Origin of the sequence: Candidatus Hinthialibacter antarcticus, from assembly GCA_030765645.1 — a bacterium.
GTDB classification, from domain to species: Bacteria; Hinthialibacterota; Hinthialibacteria; order Hinthialibacterales; family Hinthialibacteraceae; genus Hinthialibacter; species Hinthialibacter antarcticus.
This window is the reverse complement of sequence record JAVCCE010000011.1, coordinates 307,515-322,955: the sequence shown is the minus strand read 5'-3', so window position 1 is coordinate 322,955 and position 15,441 is coordinate 307,515. Positions and strand designations below refer to the sequence as shown.

Annotated in this window: 14 protein-coding genes; 5 read left to right on the top strand and 9 right to left on the bottom strand. The window is 51.1% G+C overall.

Annotated features, from left to right (window positions below; translation table 11 throughout):
• Positions 1–169: 169 nt before the first annotated feature.
• On the top strand, positions 170–454 hold the full coding sequence (locus P9L94_04175) for a hypothetical protein (protein ID MDP8243255.1): 285 nt from the start codon (positions 170–172) through the stop codon (positions 452–454).
• A gap of 23 nt (positions 455–477) precedes the next feature.
• On the opposite strand, the gene P9L94_04170 is transcribed toward P9L94_04175, so the two are convergent.
• From P9L94_04170 to P9L94_04145, 6 genes are all read right to left on the bottom strand, one after another.
• Positions 478–717, bottom strand: a complete 240-nt coding sequence (locus P9L94_04170; GenBank protein MDP8243254.1) for a type II toxin-antitoxin system HicB family antitoxin — start codon at positions 715–717, stop codon at positions 478–480.
• 276 nt (positions 718–993) lie between these two features.
• Positions 994–2,091, bottom strand: a complete 1,098-nt coding sequence (locus tag P9L94_04165; protein MDP8243253.1) for a mandelate racemase/muconate lactonizing enzyme family protein — start codon at positions 2,089–2,091, stop codon at positions 994–996.
• Between the two features lie 14 nt (positions 2,092–2,105).
• Positions 2,106–2,945 carry a fumarylacetoacetate hydrolase family protein gene (locus P9L94_04160; protein ID MDP8243252.1) on the bottom strand — a complete coding sequence of 280 codons (840 nt, stop codon included), beginning with the start codon at positions 2,943–2,945 and terminating at the stop codon, positions 2,106–2,108.
• A gap of 25 nt (positions 2,946–2,970) precedes the next feature.
• Positions 2,971–3,756 (bottom strand): SDR family oxidoreductase, encoded by a 786-nt coding sequence (locus tag P9L94_04155; GenBank protein ID MDP8243251.1) that lies wholly within the window; start codon positions 3,754–3,756, stop codon positions 2,971–2,973.
• A 5-nt stretch (positions 3,757–3,761) separates the two neighbouring features.
• Positions 3,762–5,081 (bottom strand): Nramp family divalent metal transporter, encoded by a 1,320-nt coding sequence (locus tag P9L94_04150; protein MDP8243250.1) that lies wholly within the window; start codon positions 5,079–5,081, stop codon positions 3,762–3,764.
• Between the two features lie 66 nt (positions 5,082–5,147).
• Positions 5,148–6,404, bottom strand: a complete 1,257-nt coding sequence (locus tag P9L94_04145; protein ID MDP8243249.1) for a lactate racemase domain-containing protein — start codon at positions 6,402–6,404, stop codon at positions 5,148–5,150.
• Between the two features lie 166 nt (positions 6,405–6,570).
• Here P9L94_04145 and P9L94_04140 point away from each other — a divergent pair, with 166 nt between their 5' ends.
• Complete coding sequence (locus P9L94_04140; GenBank protein ID MDP8243248.1) at positions 6,571–7,593, top strand: DUF3500 domain-containing protein; 1,023 nt, start codon at positions 6,571–6,573, stop codon at positions 7,591–7,593.
• Positions 7,594–7,782: 189 nt separating this feature from the next.
• On the opposite strand, the gene deoC is transcribed toward P9L94_04140, so the two are convergent.
• From deoC to P9L94_04125, 3 genes are read right to left on the bottom strand one after another with little or no spacing between them, the layout of a single operon-like run.
• Positions 7,783–8,469, bottom strand: a complete 687-nt coding sequence (deoC, locus tag P9L94_04135; protein ID MDP8243247.1) for a deoxyribose-phosphate aldolase — start codon at positions 8,467–8,469, stop codon at positions 7,783–7,785.
• 35 nt (positions 8,470–8,504) lie between these two features.
• Positions 8,505–9,467, bottom strand: coding sequence for an LD-carboxypeptidase (locus tag P9L94_04130; protein MDP8243246.1), 963 nt, complete (start codon positions 9,465–9,467; stop codon positions 8,505–8,507).
• Positions 9,464–10,525: an LD-carboxypeptidase gene (locus tag P9L94_04125; protein MDP8243245.1), complete on the bottom strand. Its 1,062-nt coding sequence runs from the start codon at positions 10,523–10,525 to the stop codon at positions 9,464–9,466. Before P9L94_04125 ends, P9L94_04130 begins: the two co-directional genes overlap by 4 nt.
• Positions 10,526–10,948: 423 nt before the next feature.
• On the opposite strand from P9L94_04125, the gene P9L94_04120 reads away from it, so the two are divergent.
• The 3 genes from P9L94_04120 to P9L94_04110 all read left to right on the top strand — a co-directional run bounded on the left by P9L94_04120 (position 10,949) and on the right by P9L94_04110 (position 15,419).
• Positions 10,949–12,061 (top strand): response regulator, encoded by a 1,113-nt coding sequence (locus tag P9L94_04120; GenBank protein MDP8243244.1) that lies wholly within the window; start codon positions 10,949–10,951, stop codon positions 12,059–12,061.
• A gap of 81 nt (positions 12,062–12,142) precedes the next feature.
• A complete protein-coding gene (locus P9L94_04115; protein MDP8243243.1) occupies positions 12,143–13,369 on the top strand; it encodes an outer membrane protein transport protein in 1,227 nt (408 codons plus the stop codon).
• A gap of 121 nt (positions 13,370–13,490) precedes the next feature.
• On the top strand, positions 13,491–15,419 hold the full coding sequence (locus P9L94_04110) for an ATP-binding protein (GenBank protein MDP8243242.1): 1,929 nt from the start codon (positions 13,491–13,493) through the stop codon (positions 15,417–15,419).
• Positions 15,420–15,441 lie beyond the last annotated feature (22 nt).

The window sequence follows — 15,441 nt, the reverse complement described above, 5'->3', positions numbered from 1 at the left end:
ACAAAAATGCTTTTCGACACATCAATAATTGGCAAACCAATATTGGCATGGGCGCAACTCTGGGAGCGCCTGTGCAAAAGGGCCTGAAAGCCCGCACCGAAGCGAGCAGAGTTGTACCCATGCCTTTCGCAGCGAACGATCAAGTATTTTTGAGTTGGCTTCTAAGATTATGAGACAACTGTCTGACGAAGACCTATCATCGTATGAACCGCTCCCAAACCGGGCGCCCGATTTGATTGAGTTTCTCATTCGAGCGATCTACGGCGCAGTAGTTGGCGTTGGGCTGGCGTTTGTATTTTATTCAGAATTAAAGATTGGAAAAATTGAAGACGCTTTTTTTATTGGATGGCCTATCATTGTAGGGTGTATCGTCGTTTCGATGTTCTTTCATCGGAACCTGTTGGAAATACTATCATGGATTTGCAGGCAATTTAGACATCGTATGTGGAATTGATCGAGCAGGGTGAATCAAAATTGTTATACTTTTGCCAATTCGTTTTGAATTAAAATTGTCGAATTCGGGTTTGGATCAGGGATAGTCATGCCTTCTTTAACTAATAATCCAATATGCTCTTTCATTCCCCATCGAGCTTTATAAATGCAATCTTCAATTGAATTTCCGATCCCAGTAAATCCTTCTAATTCAGGTGAATAGAATCCAAAAAAATTGGGATCATCTGTTGCTTCTATCACTAAAGAATAATTTAAATCAATCATCGTTTTATCCCCGCTGACTTCAGAATAACATGACAAGTTCCTTTCGGAACTTCTTTCGAGCCATGATAATCGACGCGAATCAGTCGGTCATGCCCGTCTTTCATATAATATCTTACTGAATCCTTTTTCTTTGTGCAAACGAAAACCATTTTTTTCTAGAATTCGAATAAGTTCATTAAAATTCATCTGAGTGTAATCCTAAGAACCACTATTTCACAAAAAACGGCGCGTTTGCGTAACCATTAAGGTTTTCTAAAAAAAGTCAATGCTGCAACATTATGAAACGCGATGGTCAGCGAGAACCTCATCGCATAGTTTACAGCCCAAACCGGCTTGCTCAGGCAAGGTGTAATAGCCGTCGATGACTTGAATCGGGTCTTCCCAAATGTCGAAAATTGATTCATAACAACACTCCACCATCTTCACATTCGGCGTGGCGGCGGCGAGTTGGACGTGTAGTTTTTGTTGTACGTTCGTATGTGGAATGACCTCAAGATTGAACGCCCGCGCCAGCGCCGCGACGTCGAGCCACTCTTGAATGCCCATCAGTTTGGTGCAGTCGGCCTGCACGATATCCACTCCGCCCGTTTCGATGTAATCGCGAAAATCATAAAGCGTATAGATCGTCTCGCCGACCGCGATGGGCACATCCAGCGCGTGGGCCAACTCCGCGTGTGCGCGTTTGTCGAAGGGGTGCATGGGTTCCTCGAGCCAGGCGATATTGAATTCTTCGAGGCGGCGCCCCCACACGATAGCGGTCTTGAGGTCCCAAATGGTATTGGCGTCAACCATGATTTCAACATCATCGCCAAGCGCTTTTCGCACTGCTTTGACGCGGTTGTAATCTTCTTTTGGGTTAGGACGACCGATCTTCATTTTGACGGCGTCGAAGCCGCGGTCGAGAATGGCTTTCATATCGTCGATCAGTTCGTCGACTGACCAAGTCAACCAGCCGCCGTCGGTGTTATAAGCTTTGACTTTGGTTTTGCAGGCGCCCAGGTGTTTCCAAAGCGGCAGCCCGGCTTGTTTGAGTTGGATATCCCACAGCGCCATATCGACCGCGCACAGCGCGACCCGAGAGATTCCTACCCGCCCGATAAAATGGTTGGATAAGTACAACTCGCGCACAAGCGCTTGGCGTTGCAGCGGATCTTTGCCCGGCAGCAATGGCGCGTAGGCGTCGTCGATTGTGACCTGCACGGCGCGCGTACCCTTGGTGTAGTTCCAGTTGAAGCCCCAGCCGCTGACGCCTTCGTCGGTGTCGATTCGCACTTGCACAAATTCAACCGACTCGACATAACTTTGCGAGTCGGTAATGGCGCGTTGTTGCAGCGGTACGTCAACCAGGTAGGTTTCGACTCCAGTGATCTTCATTCAGTATTCACCGATTACGCTGGGACGCAGGTTTGTTTTTGCGAGCCCAGGTTTTGAATGCTGAGTTCCATCACATCGCCGGGTTTCAAAAACTGCTGCGGCTTCATTCCCATGCCGACGCCGGGGGGCGTTCCGGTTGTCACGATGTCGCCGGGCGCCAGCGTCATAAATTGACTGAGATAATGCACCAGAAAGCGCGGCTTAAAAATCATGGTGCTGGTGTTGCCGGTTTGGCGGCGCTCGCCGTTTACGTCTAAGGTCATGTCTAATGATTCAACGTCGCCCGCTTCATCGGGCGTGACTAGCCACGGCCCCATTGGCGCGAAGGTGTCATGGCTTTTGCCTTTGACCCACTGACCGCTGTGCTCTAATTGAAAGGCGCGTTCGCTGACATCATTGAGAACGCTGTAGCCCGCGATGTATTGATCGGCCTCCGCTTCGGAGACGTACTTAGCGCGTTTGCCGATGACGAAGGCGAGTTCGACTTCCCAATCGGTTTTGAGGGCGCCGCGTGGAACCTCTACATTGTCGAAGGGGCCCGACAGCGCGGTCGCGGCTTTGAAGAATAAAACCGGTTCGGGCGGCGGTTCCATGCCGCTTTCTTTGGCGTGGTCTGAATAATTCAGCCCGATGGCGATGATCTTGCTGGGCCGCGCCACCGGGGCGCCCAAGCGAACACCGGACGGCGCCTTGGGTGCGTCTGCTATATTACTTGCCAATTGATTGACGCCGCCGCTGGCAAAAAACGCTTCGTCAAAATCGCTGAACCACGGCGATACGTCTAACACCTCGCCTTGGGCTGAGAGTACGCCCGGCTTCTCTTTTCCTAATTCTCCAAATCGAACCAATTTCATTTTGTCTATCCTTTCAACAAACTTGTTATCCCATCAGGGTTCCGCCCGAAAGCGGGAAAGCGTCGCCGGTGTGAAACGCGCCCTTGTCGCTTGCCAGGTAGAGCGCCAGGTGCGCGACTTCGTCGGGCGCGCCCATGCGGCCAATCGGCTGGTAGGCGGACAGCGTATCAAATACTTCGGCTTCGCGGCCCGGGTAATTTTTTTTGAGATACTCATCGACGAACGGCGTGTGTACGCGCGCCGGGCAGATGCAGTTGCAACGAACGCCCTTGTCGACGTAATCCATGGCGATGCTCTTGGTCATCATCATCACCGCGCCCTTGGTCGCGCAATAGGCGAAGCGCTCTTTGACTGCGATCAGCGATGCAATCGACGCGATGTTTATGATACACCCGCCGCCGTGTTCGATCATGCCGGGCAGCGCCGCCCGCGTCATATTGAATACGCCTTTGACGTTGACGTCCATCAGGCGGTCGAATTCGTCTTCGGGCGTGTTAAGAAGGTCGCCGACGAAGCCAACGCCTGCGTTATTCACCAGAATATCAATCTGTTTAGATTCAGTGTGAATACGCTCGACGGCGCTTATCATGTCGTTGAAATTTGTGACGTCGCCGCGCAAGAATTGAACTGTTGATTCTGATTTGATCTCCGCCGCCGCTGGTTCACCCGCTTGTTGGTTGCAATCAATGATCCAGACGTTGGCGCCGTTTTCGGCGAAGACGCGAGCGATGGCGGCGCCGATGCCCGACACGCCGCCAGTCACTACGGCGGTTTTTCCCTGAATCGAAAATGGATGGGTGGTTTCATTCATATTGTTTATCCAGCAATCAGTGAATAGATTGAGCGCCCCGCCATGAAGGCGATGGAAGCCAAACTGACCCACAACGCAATGTCATACACCGGCGAGGGTTTCATGGTGAGCGTCGTACGCCAATAGCGCGAAGAGACGGTTTGATAGGCGACGACGATTAAAAATAACGAATTGACCACGCCCATGAAGATGACCAACAGCAGCGGTTTTTGCAAAACGAAATAAATCAGACCGCTCAAAATGGGGAACACCCACGCCATGTAGAACACGCTGACGCGCACCTGTTTCGCGTCGCCGCCGTTGATCCAACCGCATAGGCTGAAGAAGTCGGCCCACATACGAGAGAACCCGGCGATGTTGGCGAAAATGGTTGAGAATAAAACCGTGAAAGAACACACCATAAACGCCGTCCTGGCGTTGGGGCCTATTACGTCAGTGAAGATGGACGAGAGTTGCAGAATAAATTCGTTTCCATCGGCGAGTTCGTTTTGGGTGTGCAGCACCGCCGCGCCCAAAATATAAAACGACGCCGTCGCGATGGTGAAGACGATCATCGAGATCAAGGCGTCAATCATCATGACGCGAATCCATCCACGGGCGCGGGCTTTCCATTGAGGCGAGCCATCGTCGGGGCCGGTCCATGCGGCGTAGCCTTTTTCGAGGCACCAGTAGGGATAGAGCGATATCTCACCCGCCGCCACGCCAGTGATGCCGAAGGCCGCAACAGCCAGCGGCAGCATGTCAGGCGGCATTTGAAATTGCAGCCCGCTGGCAAGGTCGCCGCTTGTGAACGCATATTCAGACCCTTGGATGGCGAACACGCAATATAGTATGGCTGAAACAAACAGCGCGTTAAAAATGAGAGAGATTTTTTCAATGAATTGATAGCGCCCCATTGACGCCAGCAAGCCTAAGACAATGACCAAAACGAAAATCCATATTGATGTCGTAATGGATGGAATGAGATACTCGCCGACTTGCGCCGCGCCGCCCAATACGCCCGCCTGGCCCGCGAAGGTGGCGATCAAGTACAGCACCGCAATAATCACCGTCCAATGAACGCGGTTGGAGACGTTCCAAAATTGCAGCGTGGTTTTTCCGGTAAGGATACAGGCGCGGCCGTACTCAATTTGCACAGCGGTTTTCGCAAGACAGCCGAATAGAATCACCCACAACAGGGCGAAGCCGGCTTTGGCGCCCAGCGTGGTGGTGGCGATTAATTCGCCAGAGCCAACAATCGCGGCGGACAAAATAAGTCCGGGGCCGATATACGAGATTGCGCCAAAGAACCCCTTTGGCGGGTCAAGCGTTTGGACGGATGACAATGTTATTCTCCCCAAATTTCAATCAATAACAGAAGCGGCATTATACACGAAAAAAAAGGCAGTCGTCTAAGCGAGCGGGGCGAGCGCTCCGGTTGAATCAAACGTCATCTCGCGCAGACCGCCGATTTGGGCGACTTGGGGCGATTGCTTGAATTCATCAAGCAAGGCTTCCGAGGCTTCGATATGCGTAAGCGACAAAGTATCGCGAATGCGTAAGACGCGCAGTTGACTCAAATCAGGGTTGCCAACGGATTTGAACGCCCATTGCAAGGTTTCTTCGTCGGTATCCCAATGCGGGGGGATGTCGGCGCAGATGACGTTGCGCGAGGTGACGGCGTTGACATAGGTGACGTTTTTATTCATGGCGTCGAGCAGGCGTTGGCTGCAAAAATCAGCGAGGCCGCAGCCGACCGCATTGCCGTTGGTTTCTTCGGTAAGCCCCAGAAGGATGATGCGTGTGATGTCCGGCGTGGTGTTCCAGCGTCGGTTAATTTTGTAACGCCGTCCGGTGATGTTGGGGTCGAGACCAACGCCGCTGATGTTTTTGCCGATGCGGTCGACGATGAGGCAGTCGGCTTGCGCGACCGGCAGCGACGGCATCCACTCTTTGGCGCGTTTGAGCCATTGTTGTTCGTTGGCGTCCATCGCGTCCGGCGCCGTCCATTCAAGATGGGCGGTTTCGTGATAGGCGTTTTCAATGATCGCCAGACCGCCGAGTATCTTGCCGTTTTGAAGCGCGGTTTGGGCGATGTCGCGAATCATCTGGTCGGATTCAAATTCTGACGTACGGCTGTGAAACGCGCTGGCGCCGTCAATTTTACCGAGGCCAATCGCGGTCATTTTCATCAGGCCGCTTTCGACAACGCCGGTGAAATCCGTATGCGGTTTCACCCGGTTGATGAGAATGACGCCGTCGGATTCGTACGCGTTTCGGTCCATGTATACGGGCAGACCGCTGGGCGTTTCTCCGAGTTGTACGGTCTCCATCGAAGAGAGAATTTCAGCGCCGACGTTGTCCGGCGTGAGTTTGTATTCCAGCAGGATTTTCTTTTGCGCTTCGGCCTGTCCGCCGCCGTGCGAACCCATCGCCGGGACTAGAAACGCTTCGGCGCCGCATTGCTTTAATGCCGCGACGGCGGCGCGGACAATCTTGTCAATGTTCTCAATGCCCCGGCTGCCAACCGCGATGGCGATTCGCTTGCTGCTGAGTTGGCGTTGGCCCAAAGACGTTTGAACGATTTGAAATGAACGCGCCTCCACATCCTCTACACAAGGTCGCGGAAACGATTGCTCGATTGGGGCCATTCGGGGAAATGTTTTCATGGGTTTCATTTTATCAGCGAAGACGGCGCCTGCATAAGAGCCGTTGCGCGAGTTTAAGTGTTCGCTTGATTATGGTAGTGTATCCATTGAGACAATCCACGCATACCCGCATCAAGACCAAGCCAACCTTTGTTTATTTCTGGATTGCAAATCGAGGGAGAGCGGAATGAAACCTTTCGTGATGCTACTGTTGTGCGTATTTTTGGCTGTTCCCGCCATGGCGGAAGAGAACCAGATGCTTGAAGCGGCGCAGTATTTTATGAAGGCGTTTGGAACCGGCGAACACCCCAAAATGCAATATGATTTGACGGATGAGGAACGCTTTGATTGGCACTTTATTCCAAAAGAGCGCCCTAGCATCACGTTTGAACAGATGGCGGAATCACAACGCAAACTCGCCAACGCATTTGTCGCCAGCGGACTGAGTTCCGCAGGCTATGAGAAGGCGATGCGCATCATGTTTCTGGAACAAATTCTCTTTGACCAGTCGGGAAGCGCAATCCGAAATCCCGGCGATTATCACATTACGATGTTCGGCGAGCCTTCCGCCAAAGGCGCGTGGGGCTGGCGGCTTGAAGGCCATCATATTTCCATGAATTTCACTTTGAACAACGGCGAGATCGTTTCGTTTTCTCCATTTTTTATGGGAACCAATCCCGCTGAAGTGCGTGAAGGGCCGTTCAGGGGGTTGCGTGTTTTGGGACGGGAAGAAGATTTGGGACGGGCTTTGCTGAAATCTATGAGCGATGAACAACGCTCCAAAGCCATTTATTCGGAGGTCGCGCCCGGCGATGTGTTGTCGGCGGCGAACCCGTTCATTGAGCCGTTGGCGGATGATGGGATCGCATTTTCGCAACTTTCAAGCGAGCAACAACAGAATGCGTTTGAACTCATCGCTCTCTATGCGCATCGCTTAAAGCCGTCAGTGGCTGATGCAAAATTGAAAAAAATCCGGGCAATGAAACTTGATGATCTGTACTTCGCCTGGGCGGGCGGAACAGAACTCGGGCAGCCCCATTATTACCGGATTCAGGGACCGACTTTTTTAATTGAATATGACAATACGCAAAATCAAGCCAATCACGCGCACACGGTCTGGCGCGATCCCCGTAATGACTTCGGTATTGATTCGCTCAGCGGGCATTACAAAAACAGCCCGCATCATCAAAAGATCGGGCTGGCGAATTAAAAGCCATCTCAAAAATATTTAATCGTTCGCAGAGTCAGGCATGGGTACCACTCTGCTCGCTTCGGTGCGGGCTTTCAGGCCCTTATGCACAGGCGCTCCCCGAGTTACACCCATGCCAAAAAAAGGTTTGTTATTTTTTGATAAGCCCGAATCCCTTTTCGCAATCATTGTTTTTGAGATGGTTTCTCTTTATTCCATGCCAAGGCGCTTCTTGCATTCATCGAGCATCTCTTGGGTGCGAGAAGCGCCGACGCGTGACACGCCCAGTTTTCTAACTTCGAGCAGCGCGTCCAAATCGCGAACGCCGCCCGCCGCTTTGACCTGGACATGCGCGGGCGAGTGTTTTCTCATCAAGATCAAATCCTCATGGGTCGCGCCGCTGCTGCCATAGCCGGTTGACGTCTTGACCCAATCAACGCCAATCTCGCCGCAGATTTCACACAACCGTATCTTCTGATCGTCGTTGAGATAACAATTTTCAAAGATGACTTTGATCTTCTGGTTTTGTGCGTGGGTCGCCTGCGTCAACAGGTCGATTTCATTCTGAATGTAATCCCAATCGCCGCTCAGCGCCATGCTGATGTTAATGACCATATCGAGTTCTTCGCCGCCGTCTTTGAGGGCTTGTTCGGCTTCGGCGAGTTTGACGGCAGTGGTGTGGCCGCCGTGGGGAAACCCGATGGTGGTGCTAGTTTTTACCGTGCTGCCTTTGAGCAACTCCGCGCAGCGGGGCAGGGCATAGGGCAGAATGCAGACGCTGGCGACGTCATATTCGACCGCGAGTTTGCAGCCTGCTTCCAGGGTTTCGACATCCATTGTTGGATTCAGCAATGAATGGTCGATCATTTTAGCGATATCTTGGTATGTGTAATCCATGATGAAACACCTTTCTCAAAGTCAGTGGCTTTCTTTTATGAGTAGATTGGGTCGAGATACCGCAATGATACATCTTCTGTATTTAATTCAACGCGGGCGCCATGGGCGACGGTAAAATTTTTTCTGACATGCCCAATGGGAAAGTTCATCACGATGGGGATGTCGAGTTGGGCGCAAAACGCTTTCAATACGCGCTCCAATAAATCGGGCGTTTCATTTTGTTGGACTTTGCGTTTGGAAAACTGCCCCAATATCAATCCCTTCACGCGGTTAAACGCGCCGGACTGCATCAGTTGTAATAGCATGACGTCGATGCGGTATGCGAATTCTCCCACGTCTTCCAGAAACAAAATCACGTCCCGGTCTCGGGGGACGCCCCAGGGCGTTCCCGCCAATGCGGCGACTAACGACAAGTTGCCGCCGATTAACACGCCTTTGGCTTTGCCTGCCCGCCATGTTTGGGGGGTAGGTGCATTGCTTTTGAACTGCGCGGAGACCTTCTCGTCAAAATTGACCGTCTCGCCGCGAAGCATACGCAGCCAGACGGATTCCGTCGCAGCATCAAGCGGATACGAATCGACATTGGGCGAGTGGTAGGAAATCAGTCCGGTTTCGCGATAGACGCCCAAGTGTAATGCGGTGATATCAGAGAAGCCGCATATCACTTTCGGATGTTTTTTGAGCGCGGAAAAATTCAGGTCGCGTAGGATTCGAGTGACGCCGTAGCCGCCAGTCAAACAACAGATCGCCTTGATGTCTGGGGCGGCGAACATCGCGTTAGTGGACGCGATGCGGGCGGCGTCTGGCCCGGCTAACTTGCCAAGGATTTTATCCTCTGCTTCATCGCTGGCGTTGAGTGCGACGCGGACGCGGTACCCATTCTCTTCAAAAAAATTCGCAGCGCGTTGAATGCGCTCGTTAGAGACGGCATGGGCAGGAGCGGCGAACCCAATCCAATCGCCGGATTGTAACGGTGAAACGGGAGCGGTTCGGCTCATGCGGTAATTGGCTCCAAGTAAGAAATTGATTTTGCGTCAGCATCCAGTTCGACCAAGGCGCCATGCGCAAGCGAAGAATTGTAGGCGTGGTGACCGATGGGTGCGCCGACGAGAGTCGGCAGCCCGATGGCTTCTGATTCGGAACGTAATACATTCGCGAGCAGAGGCGTTTCTTCTTCTACGTCTTCTTCACGTGGATAAAATTGACCGATGACAAGCCCTTTGGCGCGTTCAAATATACCTGAGTCTCGCAGTTGATTGATATAGCGGTCGATGCGGTACGCGGCTTCATCAACATCTTCGATGAATAGAATGTAATCTTCATCGCCTTGCAGCATCCACGGCGTCCCTGCCATCGACGCCAGCCGGGAAAGGTTGCCGCCGACTAGCCGCCCCTGCGCCCTGCCGCTCACAACTGTTTGCAGGGTATCAATGGATGACCAGGACGGATCGCGCGTGAAGCGCATCGGCCCCGGGCCGGTGCGTCCCTCGACCGCGTCCCAAAAATCATTAACGACGAAATCATGCGCGGGCGACTCGCCGCCGAAAGTGTATCCAAAGGCGGGGCCGTGCAATGTGCTGACGCCCGTCATTTGATACATCGCTATGTGCAGCGCCGTGATATCGGAGAACCCCGTGAGCCACTTTGGATCGGCGCGCAATGCGGCGTAGTCGATTCGGTCTAATAAGCGGTTGCAGCCATAGCCGCCGCGCAGCGTAAAGACGGCGTCTATGCCTGAGTCTTGAATCATTCCATTGAGATCAGACAGGCGTTGCTCGTCGGTCCCCGAAAGTTCGCAGAGGTATTCTTCAGTGAGGTAATTACCCAATCGGACTTTGTAGCCGCGCTGCTTGAGTAATTCGGCTGCCCGTTCCACCCGCTCGGGTTCAATGGGGCTGGCGGGACAAATCAGCCCTATGGTATCGCCCGGTTGGATGGCTTTTGGTTTCATAGATGTCATTGCTGACTTTCGTTGTGTGATCGATTGGCAGGAAACCTGCGTCATGGCTAGCAACGGGGCGCCTGCGGCGACGAATTTTCTGCGAGAGATCTTCATTGGGGCTCTTTCTAAGGTATTGGCTAATTTAAGTTCAAATACCGTCTATTGAAAGAGGTTGCGAATTTCTATAATGAAATGTCTTTGGTGAGATTTCTTGTGACATTTATGAGAACTTCACGATAATTTTCATTATTCCTTTATTTCTATGATCCACTATGATATAAAACTATAAAAAATAAAGAAATCTCGATATCTGATATCTGATATCTAAGGTCAATTAAACCCTAGACTTCTAACGATTTTTGCGAGATGAAAATGTACCAACATTTCTTTTTATCCCTAACGAATCGATTCTAAAATGTTATTCTATAGTTAGTTTGTAATGAGTATTATGGTACTTAAGAATTGCGTCGATGTATTTAATCTACTTATTTTTTTAGGGTTCCGGGCATTCTTGCATATACGTTGGTAAATGGACTCGTGAATGATTGCGGCGCGCAAAAATCAATACTCATTGTAGATGATAATCCCGACATCTGCATGGCGATTCAAGATTTATTGGAATCAGACGGCTATCGCGTAGTCTGCGTAAACGATGGTAGAGCCTGCCTTGATTTTGTTTTAGATGATCCCCCCGATTTGATCATTCTCGATGTTGTTATGCCCCAAATTGGCGGGATTGAAGTTTGCCGCCGTTTGAAAGAAAACCCCAAGGCGATGAGCATCCCCATCATTTTTGTTACAGGACAATATGATTATGAATCCCGCATTTTATGTAAGAAAGCGGGTGGAGACGAATTTCTCAACAAGCCCATTGATGCAACCGAGCTGTTGATTCGCGCCCAAAACCTCCTCAAATTAAAACACTATCACGACCTCATTCTTCGCGACCGCGACCTACTTGAACAGAAGGTGCTCGAACGGACGGTTGAATTACGCGATACGCATGAAGAAATGCTAATACGCTTGTCGATGGCTGCTGAGTATAAAGAAGGGATCGTGGGGGCGCATTTGACGCGCATCAGTCGTTTTGCCGAATGTGTAGCCCGCGCCTATGGCATCGAAGAGTCGCGCGTTCACATGATTCGGATCGGCGCAATCTGCCATGACATAGGGAAGATTGCTGTTCCCGAATCGATCTTAGAAAAACCCGGCCCGCTGACGGAAGACGAGTGGGCCATTATGCGAACGCACTCAGAGATCGGCGCGCGGATATTATCCAACTCCAAGTCTGACTTAATCAAAATTGCAGAAAATATCGCTCGTTATCACCATGAAGATTGGGACGGCAGCGGTTATCCAGAAGGGCTTACAGGAGATTCGATTCCATTATCGGCCCGCATCGTGAGGGTTGTTGATGTATTTGACGCATTGGTGAGCAAGCGGTCTTACAAGGACGCTTATTCCATTGATGAGTCATTGGCGATTATTCAAGATGAAAAGGGCAGGCAGTTCGACCCGGATATCGTCGATACGTTTCTTCGCGAGGTTGATACCATCGAAGCCGTCATGGAGCGCTTCAATGAAAACCAAGATGAAAATATTGGCTTCATTGGCTCTTGGGATAACGAACGGCAACAACTCTACGTTTAGATCATTCGTACGATTGGACGGATGGAAACTTCAACCATGTTTCCTCCGTCGTTTCAAATACCATGAAGGGTGAATACAACAATGAAAAGGCAACGGTCTGTGTGTTGGGCGATCACGGGGGGCTATCTTGGGTTGCTTTGTTTGTTTGCGTCGATGGATGCGTCCGCAGGATTATTGAACCGCTTAGGAAGCACCTCTCCAATGGGTCTTGCGACGTCTGGCGCAGGAGATCACTCCGGCGTAAATCCAGGCCCATTCAACGCGTCGTTAAATCCTGCCGCTTTGGTGACGGTTGACGGCGTCGAGTTGTTTCTTGGCGATGTGAGCGTCTGGACGGATTTTTCGTATGACCAGCACGGCTTGTTAGGCGGATCGCATTTTGATGCGCGGGATGAAAATTTTCAGTTTCCTGAATTTGCGTTGGGATGGCGGATTGATGAGAATTGGATCGTGGCGGTCCAACTTTCCGTGCCCTATGGGCTAGCATCAGACTTTCGGGATTTGACCGTTACGTTTCCTGGTTACAACACCGAGTTGTCTGACCTTCAAACTTCGATTGCGGCGGCGTATCAATTCAATGATGAGTTTTCAGTCGGCGCAACGCTCAACATTGATTATTTTGACTTGACCTACCGTTTGCCCGTGATTGTAGGCGGGACGTATTTAGGCCATAACTCCGGCGAAGCGGACGGATTCGGCGTCAGCGGCAGCATCGGCGCTTTGTGGCGCCCCGGCCCCTGGAGCCTTGGCGTAAAATATTCGTTTCCCTCCTCGGTTGATTTGGATGGGCATTCTTCTTTACCTGCGGCGCTTGGCGTGACCAGCGACGATTTTTCGTCAGAAGTGGATATCCCGCAGCGCGTTGGCGTTGGGGTCGCGTATGAATTTAGCGATTGGTGGACAAGCGCCGTTGACGCGACCTATACGGATTATGAACAAAGCGATTTGTTTTCGTTTCATTATGAAAACGCGCCTGACGCTTCGCTGCCGTTATACTGGAAAAGCGTATGGAGCGTTCATGCAGGCAACTTCATTAAAGTAACCGACCAATTAACTTGGAAACACGGCGCCGGGTGGTTGTCGTCCGCCATGCCAGACGATGTGTTGATCCCTTCGATTCCCGATACGCCGGGTTGGATTGTGAGCACGGGGCTTGCCTACGAGGCGACCGAATGGATGACGATTGATGTGAGTTTGGCGTATGCTTGGGGCGACCGAAATGTCGGGTTCGACCTCAGCCGGCCTTCTAGCGGCGACATCCACTCTGATGTTTGGCTGGCGGGTATTGGACTTAATTTTCGCTTTTAACGCGGAACTGATAATGATGCGCCGATTCGCCATGAATGCCTGACGAATCAAGTGCGTTGAACCAAAGGGGATTTTGGTAGCAGCATTCATACAATGTTCGCTGTGGAGCAAGTGATTTAAAATGGCAGAACCGACAAAGCGAACCTACGACGAAACCATCTTTGCGAATTTTCGCAAAGACCAAGAATCGCTTACGCGAATCTTGGTCGATAAACTCTCGCTCATCGGCGTGATTTTGGTACCCATGTTCAGCGTCGTCGATGCGCTGTTATACCCTGATTTATTTTTTCAATTTTTGCAGTATCGCCTGATCGCGTCGGTCAGTTGCATCGTCATTTTTATTATCAACCGCCGATGGAACCTGGGTGTTCATAGCGCGACTCTCGCCATCATCGGGTATTATATCGTCGGGTTTTGCATCATCCGTATGATATGGGACGTGGGAGGATACGCCTCTCCCTATTACGCGGGTTTAAACCTCGTCTTCGTTGCATTTGGCGTTTTGTATCCGCTGCAAGTGCGTACGATTACGTTGCATTGCGTCGGCTTATATTTGATTTACTTACTTGGAGTGATGATTCTCGACCCGACAGCGCCGTATAAATTCGACCCGACGTTAGCGGCGCCGAATGACCCCGCGATCACCATGTACCGTCTGTTTTTGTCGAACAATTCGTTTGTGGTTTCTTCATTGTTCATTATTATCATTGCGTCTGCTGTTGGTTCCAATTTACGCTTTCGTGAATACAAATCGCGCATCGAGTTAGAAAGCGCCAAGCGCGAATTGCAGCGCTCAAATGAGATGCTTGAAATTACTCTTGCGCGCAAACACCGCGATTTGATTGAAAATCTGCAAGAAAAAAAACTTGTAGAAGAGATGAAAGACAAGTTAGAAGAACAGCTAGTCCAGTCGCAAAAGCTCGAAGCGATTGGGCGTTTGGCTGGCGGCGTCGCGCACGATTTCAACAATATTCTGACCGTCATTAAAGTGAACGGCGATATATTGCTGATGCGGATGGAAGAAGAGAACCCATACCGGAAAAAAATCATCGAAATTCGCCACGCAAGCGAACGGGCGGCTGCGCTGATTCGTCAATTGCTTGCCTTCAGCCGAAAGCAAATGTTGCAGCCATGCGACCTCGATCTGAACGAAGTCATATCCAGTATGAGCGACTTGTTGGAACGCTTGATCGGAGAAGATATCGAACTTGGAATCAATCTCTCAGATAACCTGGGTAAGGTGAAAGCCGATCCCAGCCAGATTGAGCAAGTGGTAATGAATTTGGTGGTGAATGCCCGGGATGCGATGCCCAAAGGCGGGTATATCACCATCCAAACCCGGAATGTGTATTTTGACCGTCAACAAACCGTCAGCCGCGAAGGTTCGTTGCGGGAGGGCGACTATGTTTTGATGTCTGTGAGCGACACCGGAGAGGGCATGGACAAAGAGATACAGTCTCACATCTTTGAGCCGTTTTACACAACTAAGGATGTGGGCAAGGGGACCGGTTTGGGGCTTTCAACCGTCTACGGGATTGTCCGGCAAAGCGAAGGGGCGGTTACGGTTTATAGTGAAATCGGAAAAGGGACCGCATTCAAAGTCTATTTGCCCTGCTATCAAAATGGGAACGGCAATGGACGTGAACAAGAAGCCGTCGGCGAACTACAAAAAGGCCAGGAGACGATTTTGCTGGTTGAAGACGATGAGCCGGTGAGAAAGATCGCCAGAGAAATTTTGCATGAAAACGGGTATGAAATTCTCGACGCTCAATCCGGTCATGATGCGTTAGAAATATGCAAGACGTTTTCCGGCAAAATTGATCTCTTACTGACTGACGTTATCATGCCGCAAATGAGCGGCGCGGAGTTGTCGCGCACGGTGTTGGCGATGCGTCCACAAATACAAGTCCTCTATATGTCCGGTTATACGGACGACGCGATTTCACATCATGGCATCTTAGACAAGGGGGTTACGCTGTTGGATAAACCCTTTACCGCACATTCCCTCACTCAAAAAGTTCGCGACATATTAGACGGCGCGTTGATTTAAACGGCGACCGCCGCTCGAGGTT

What these genes read in the sequence shown, in the direction of transcription:
- P9L94_04175 (MDP8243255.1), top strand. Translation starts at nt 170, where the DNA reads ATGAGACAACTGTCTGACGAAGACCTATCATCGTATGAACCGCTCCCA.
- P9L94_04170 (MDP8243254.1), bottom strand. Translation starts at nt 717, where the DNA reads ATGATTGATTTAAATTATTCTTTAGTGATAGAAGCAACAGATGATCCC.
- P9L94_04165 (MDP8243253.1), bottom strand. Translation starts at nt 2,091, where the DNA reads ATGAAGATCACTGGAGTCGAAACCTACCTGGTTGACGTACCGCTGCAA.
- P9L94_04160 (MDP8243252.1), bottom strand. Translation starts at nt 2,945, where the DNA reads ATGAAATTGGTTCGATTTGGAGAATTAGGAAAAGAGAAGCCGGGCGTA.
- P9L94_04155 (MDP8243251.1), bottom strand. Translation starts at nt 3,756, where the DNA reads ATGAATGAAACCACCCATCCATTTTCGATTCAGGGAAAAACCGCCGTA.
- P9L94_04145 (MDP8243249.1), bottom strand. Translation starts at nt 6,404, where the DNA reads ATGAAAACATTTCCCCGAATGGCCCCAATCGAGCAATCGTTTCCGCGA.
- P9L94_04140 (MDP8243248.1), top strand. Translation starts at nt 6,571, where the DNA reads ATGAAACCTTTCGTGATGCTACTGTTGTGCGTATTTTTGGCTGTTCCC.
- deoC (MDP8243247.1), bottom strand. Translation starts at nt 8,469, where the DNA reads ATGGATTACACATACCAAGATATCGCTAAAATGATCGACCATTCATTG.
- P9L94_04130 (MDP8243246.1), bottom strand. Translation starts at nt 9,467, where the DNA reads ATGAGCCGAACCGCTCCCGTTTCACCGTTACAATCCGGCGATTGGATT.
- P9L94_04125 (MDP8243245.1), bottom strand. Translation starts at nt 10,525, where the DNA reads ATGAAGATCTCTCGCAGAAAATTCGTCGCCGCAGGCGCCCCGTTGCTA.
- P9L94_04115 (MDP8243243.1), top strand. Translation starts at nt 12,143, where the DNA reads ATGAAAAGGCAACGGTCTGTGTGTTGGGCGATCACGGGGGGCTATCTT.
- P9L94_04110 (MDP8243242.1), top strand. Translation starts at nt 13,491, where the DNA reads ATGGCAGAACCGACAAAGCGAACCTACGACGAAACCATCTTTGCGAAT.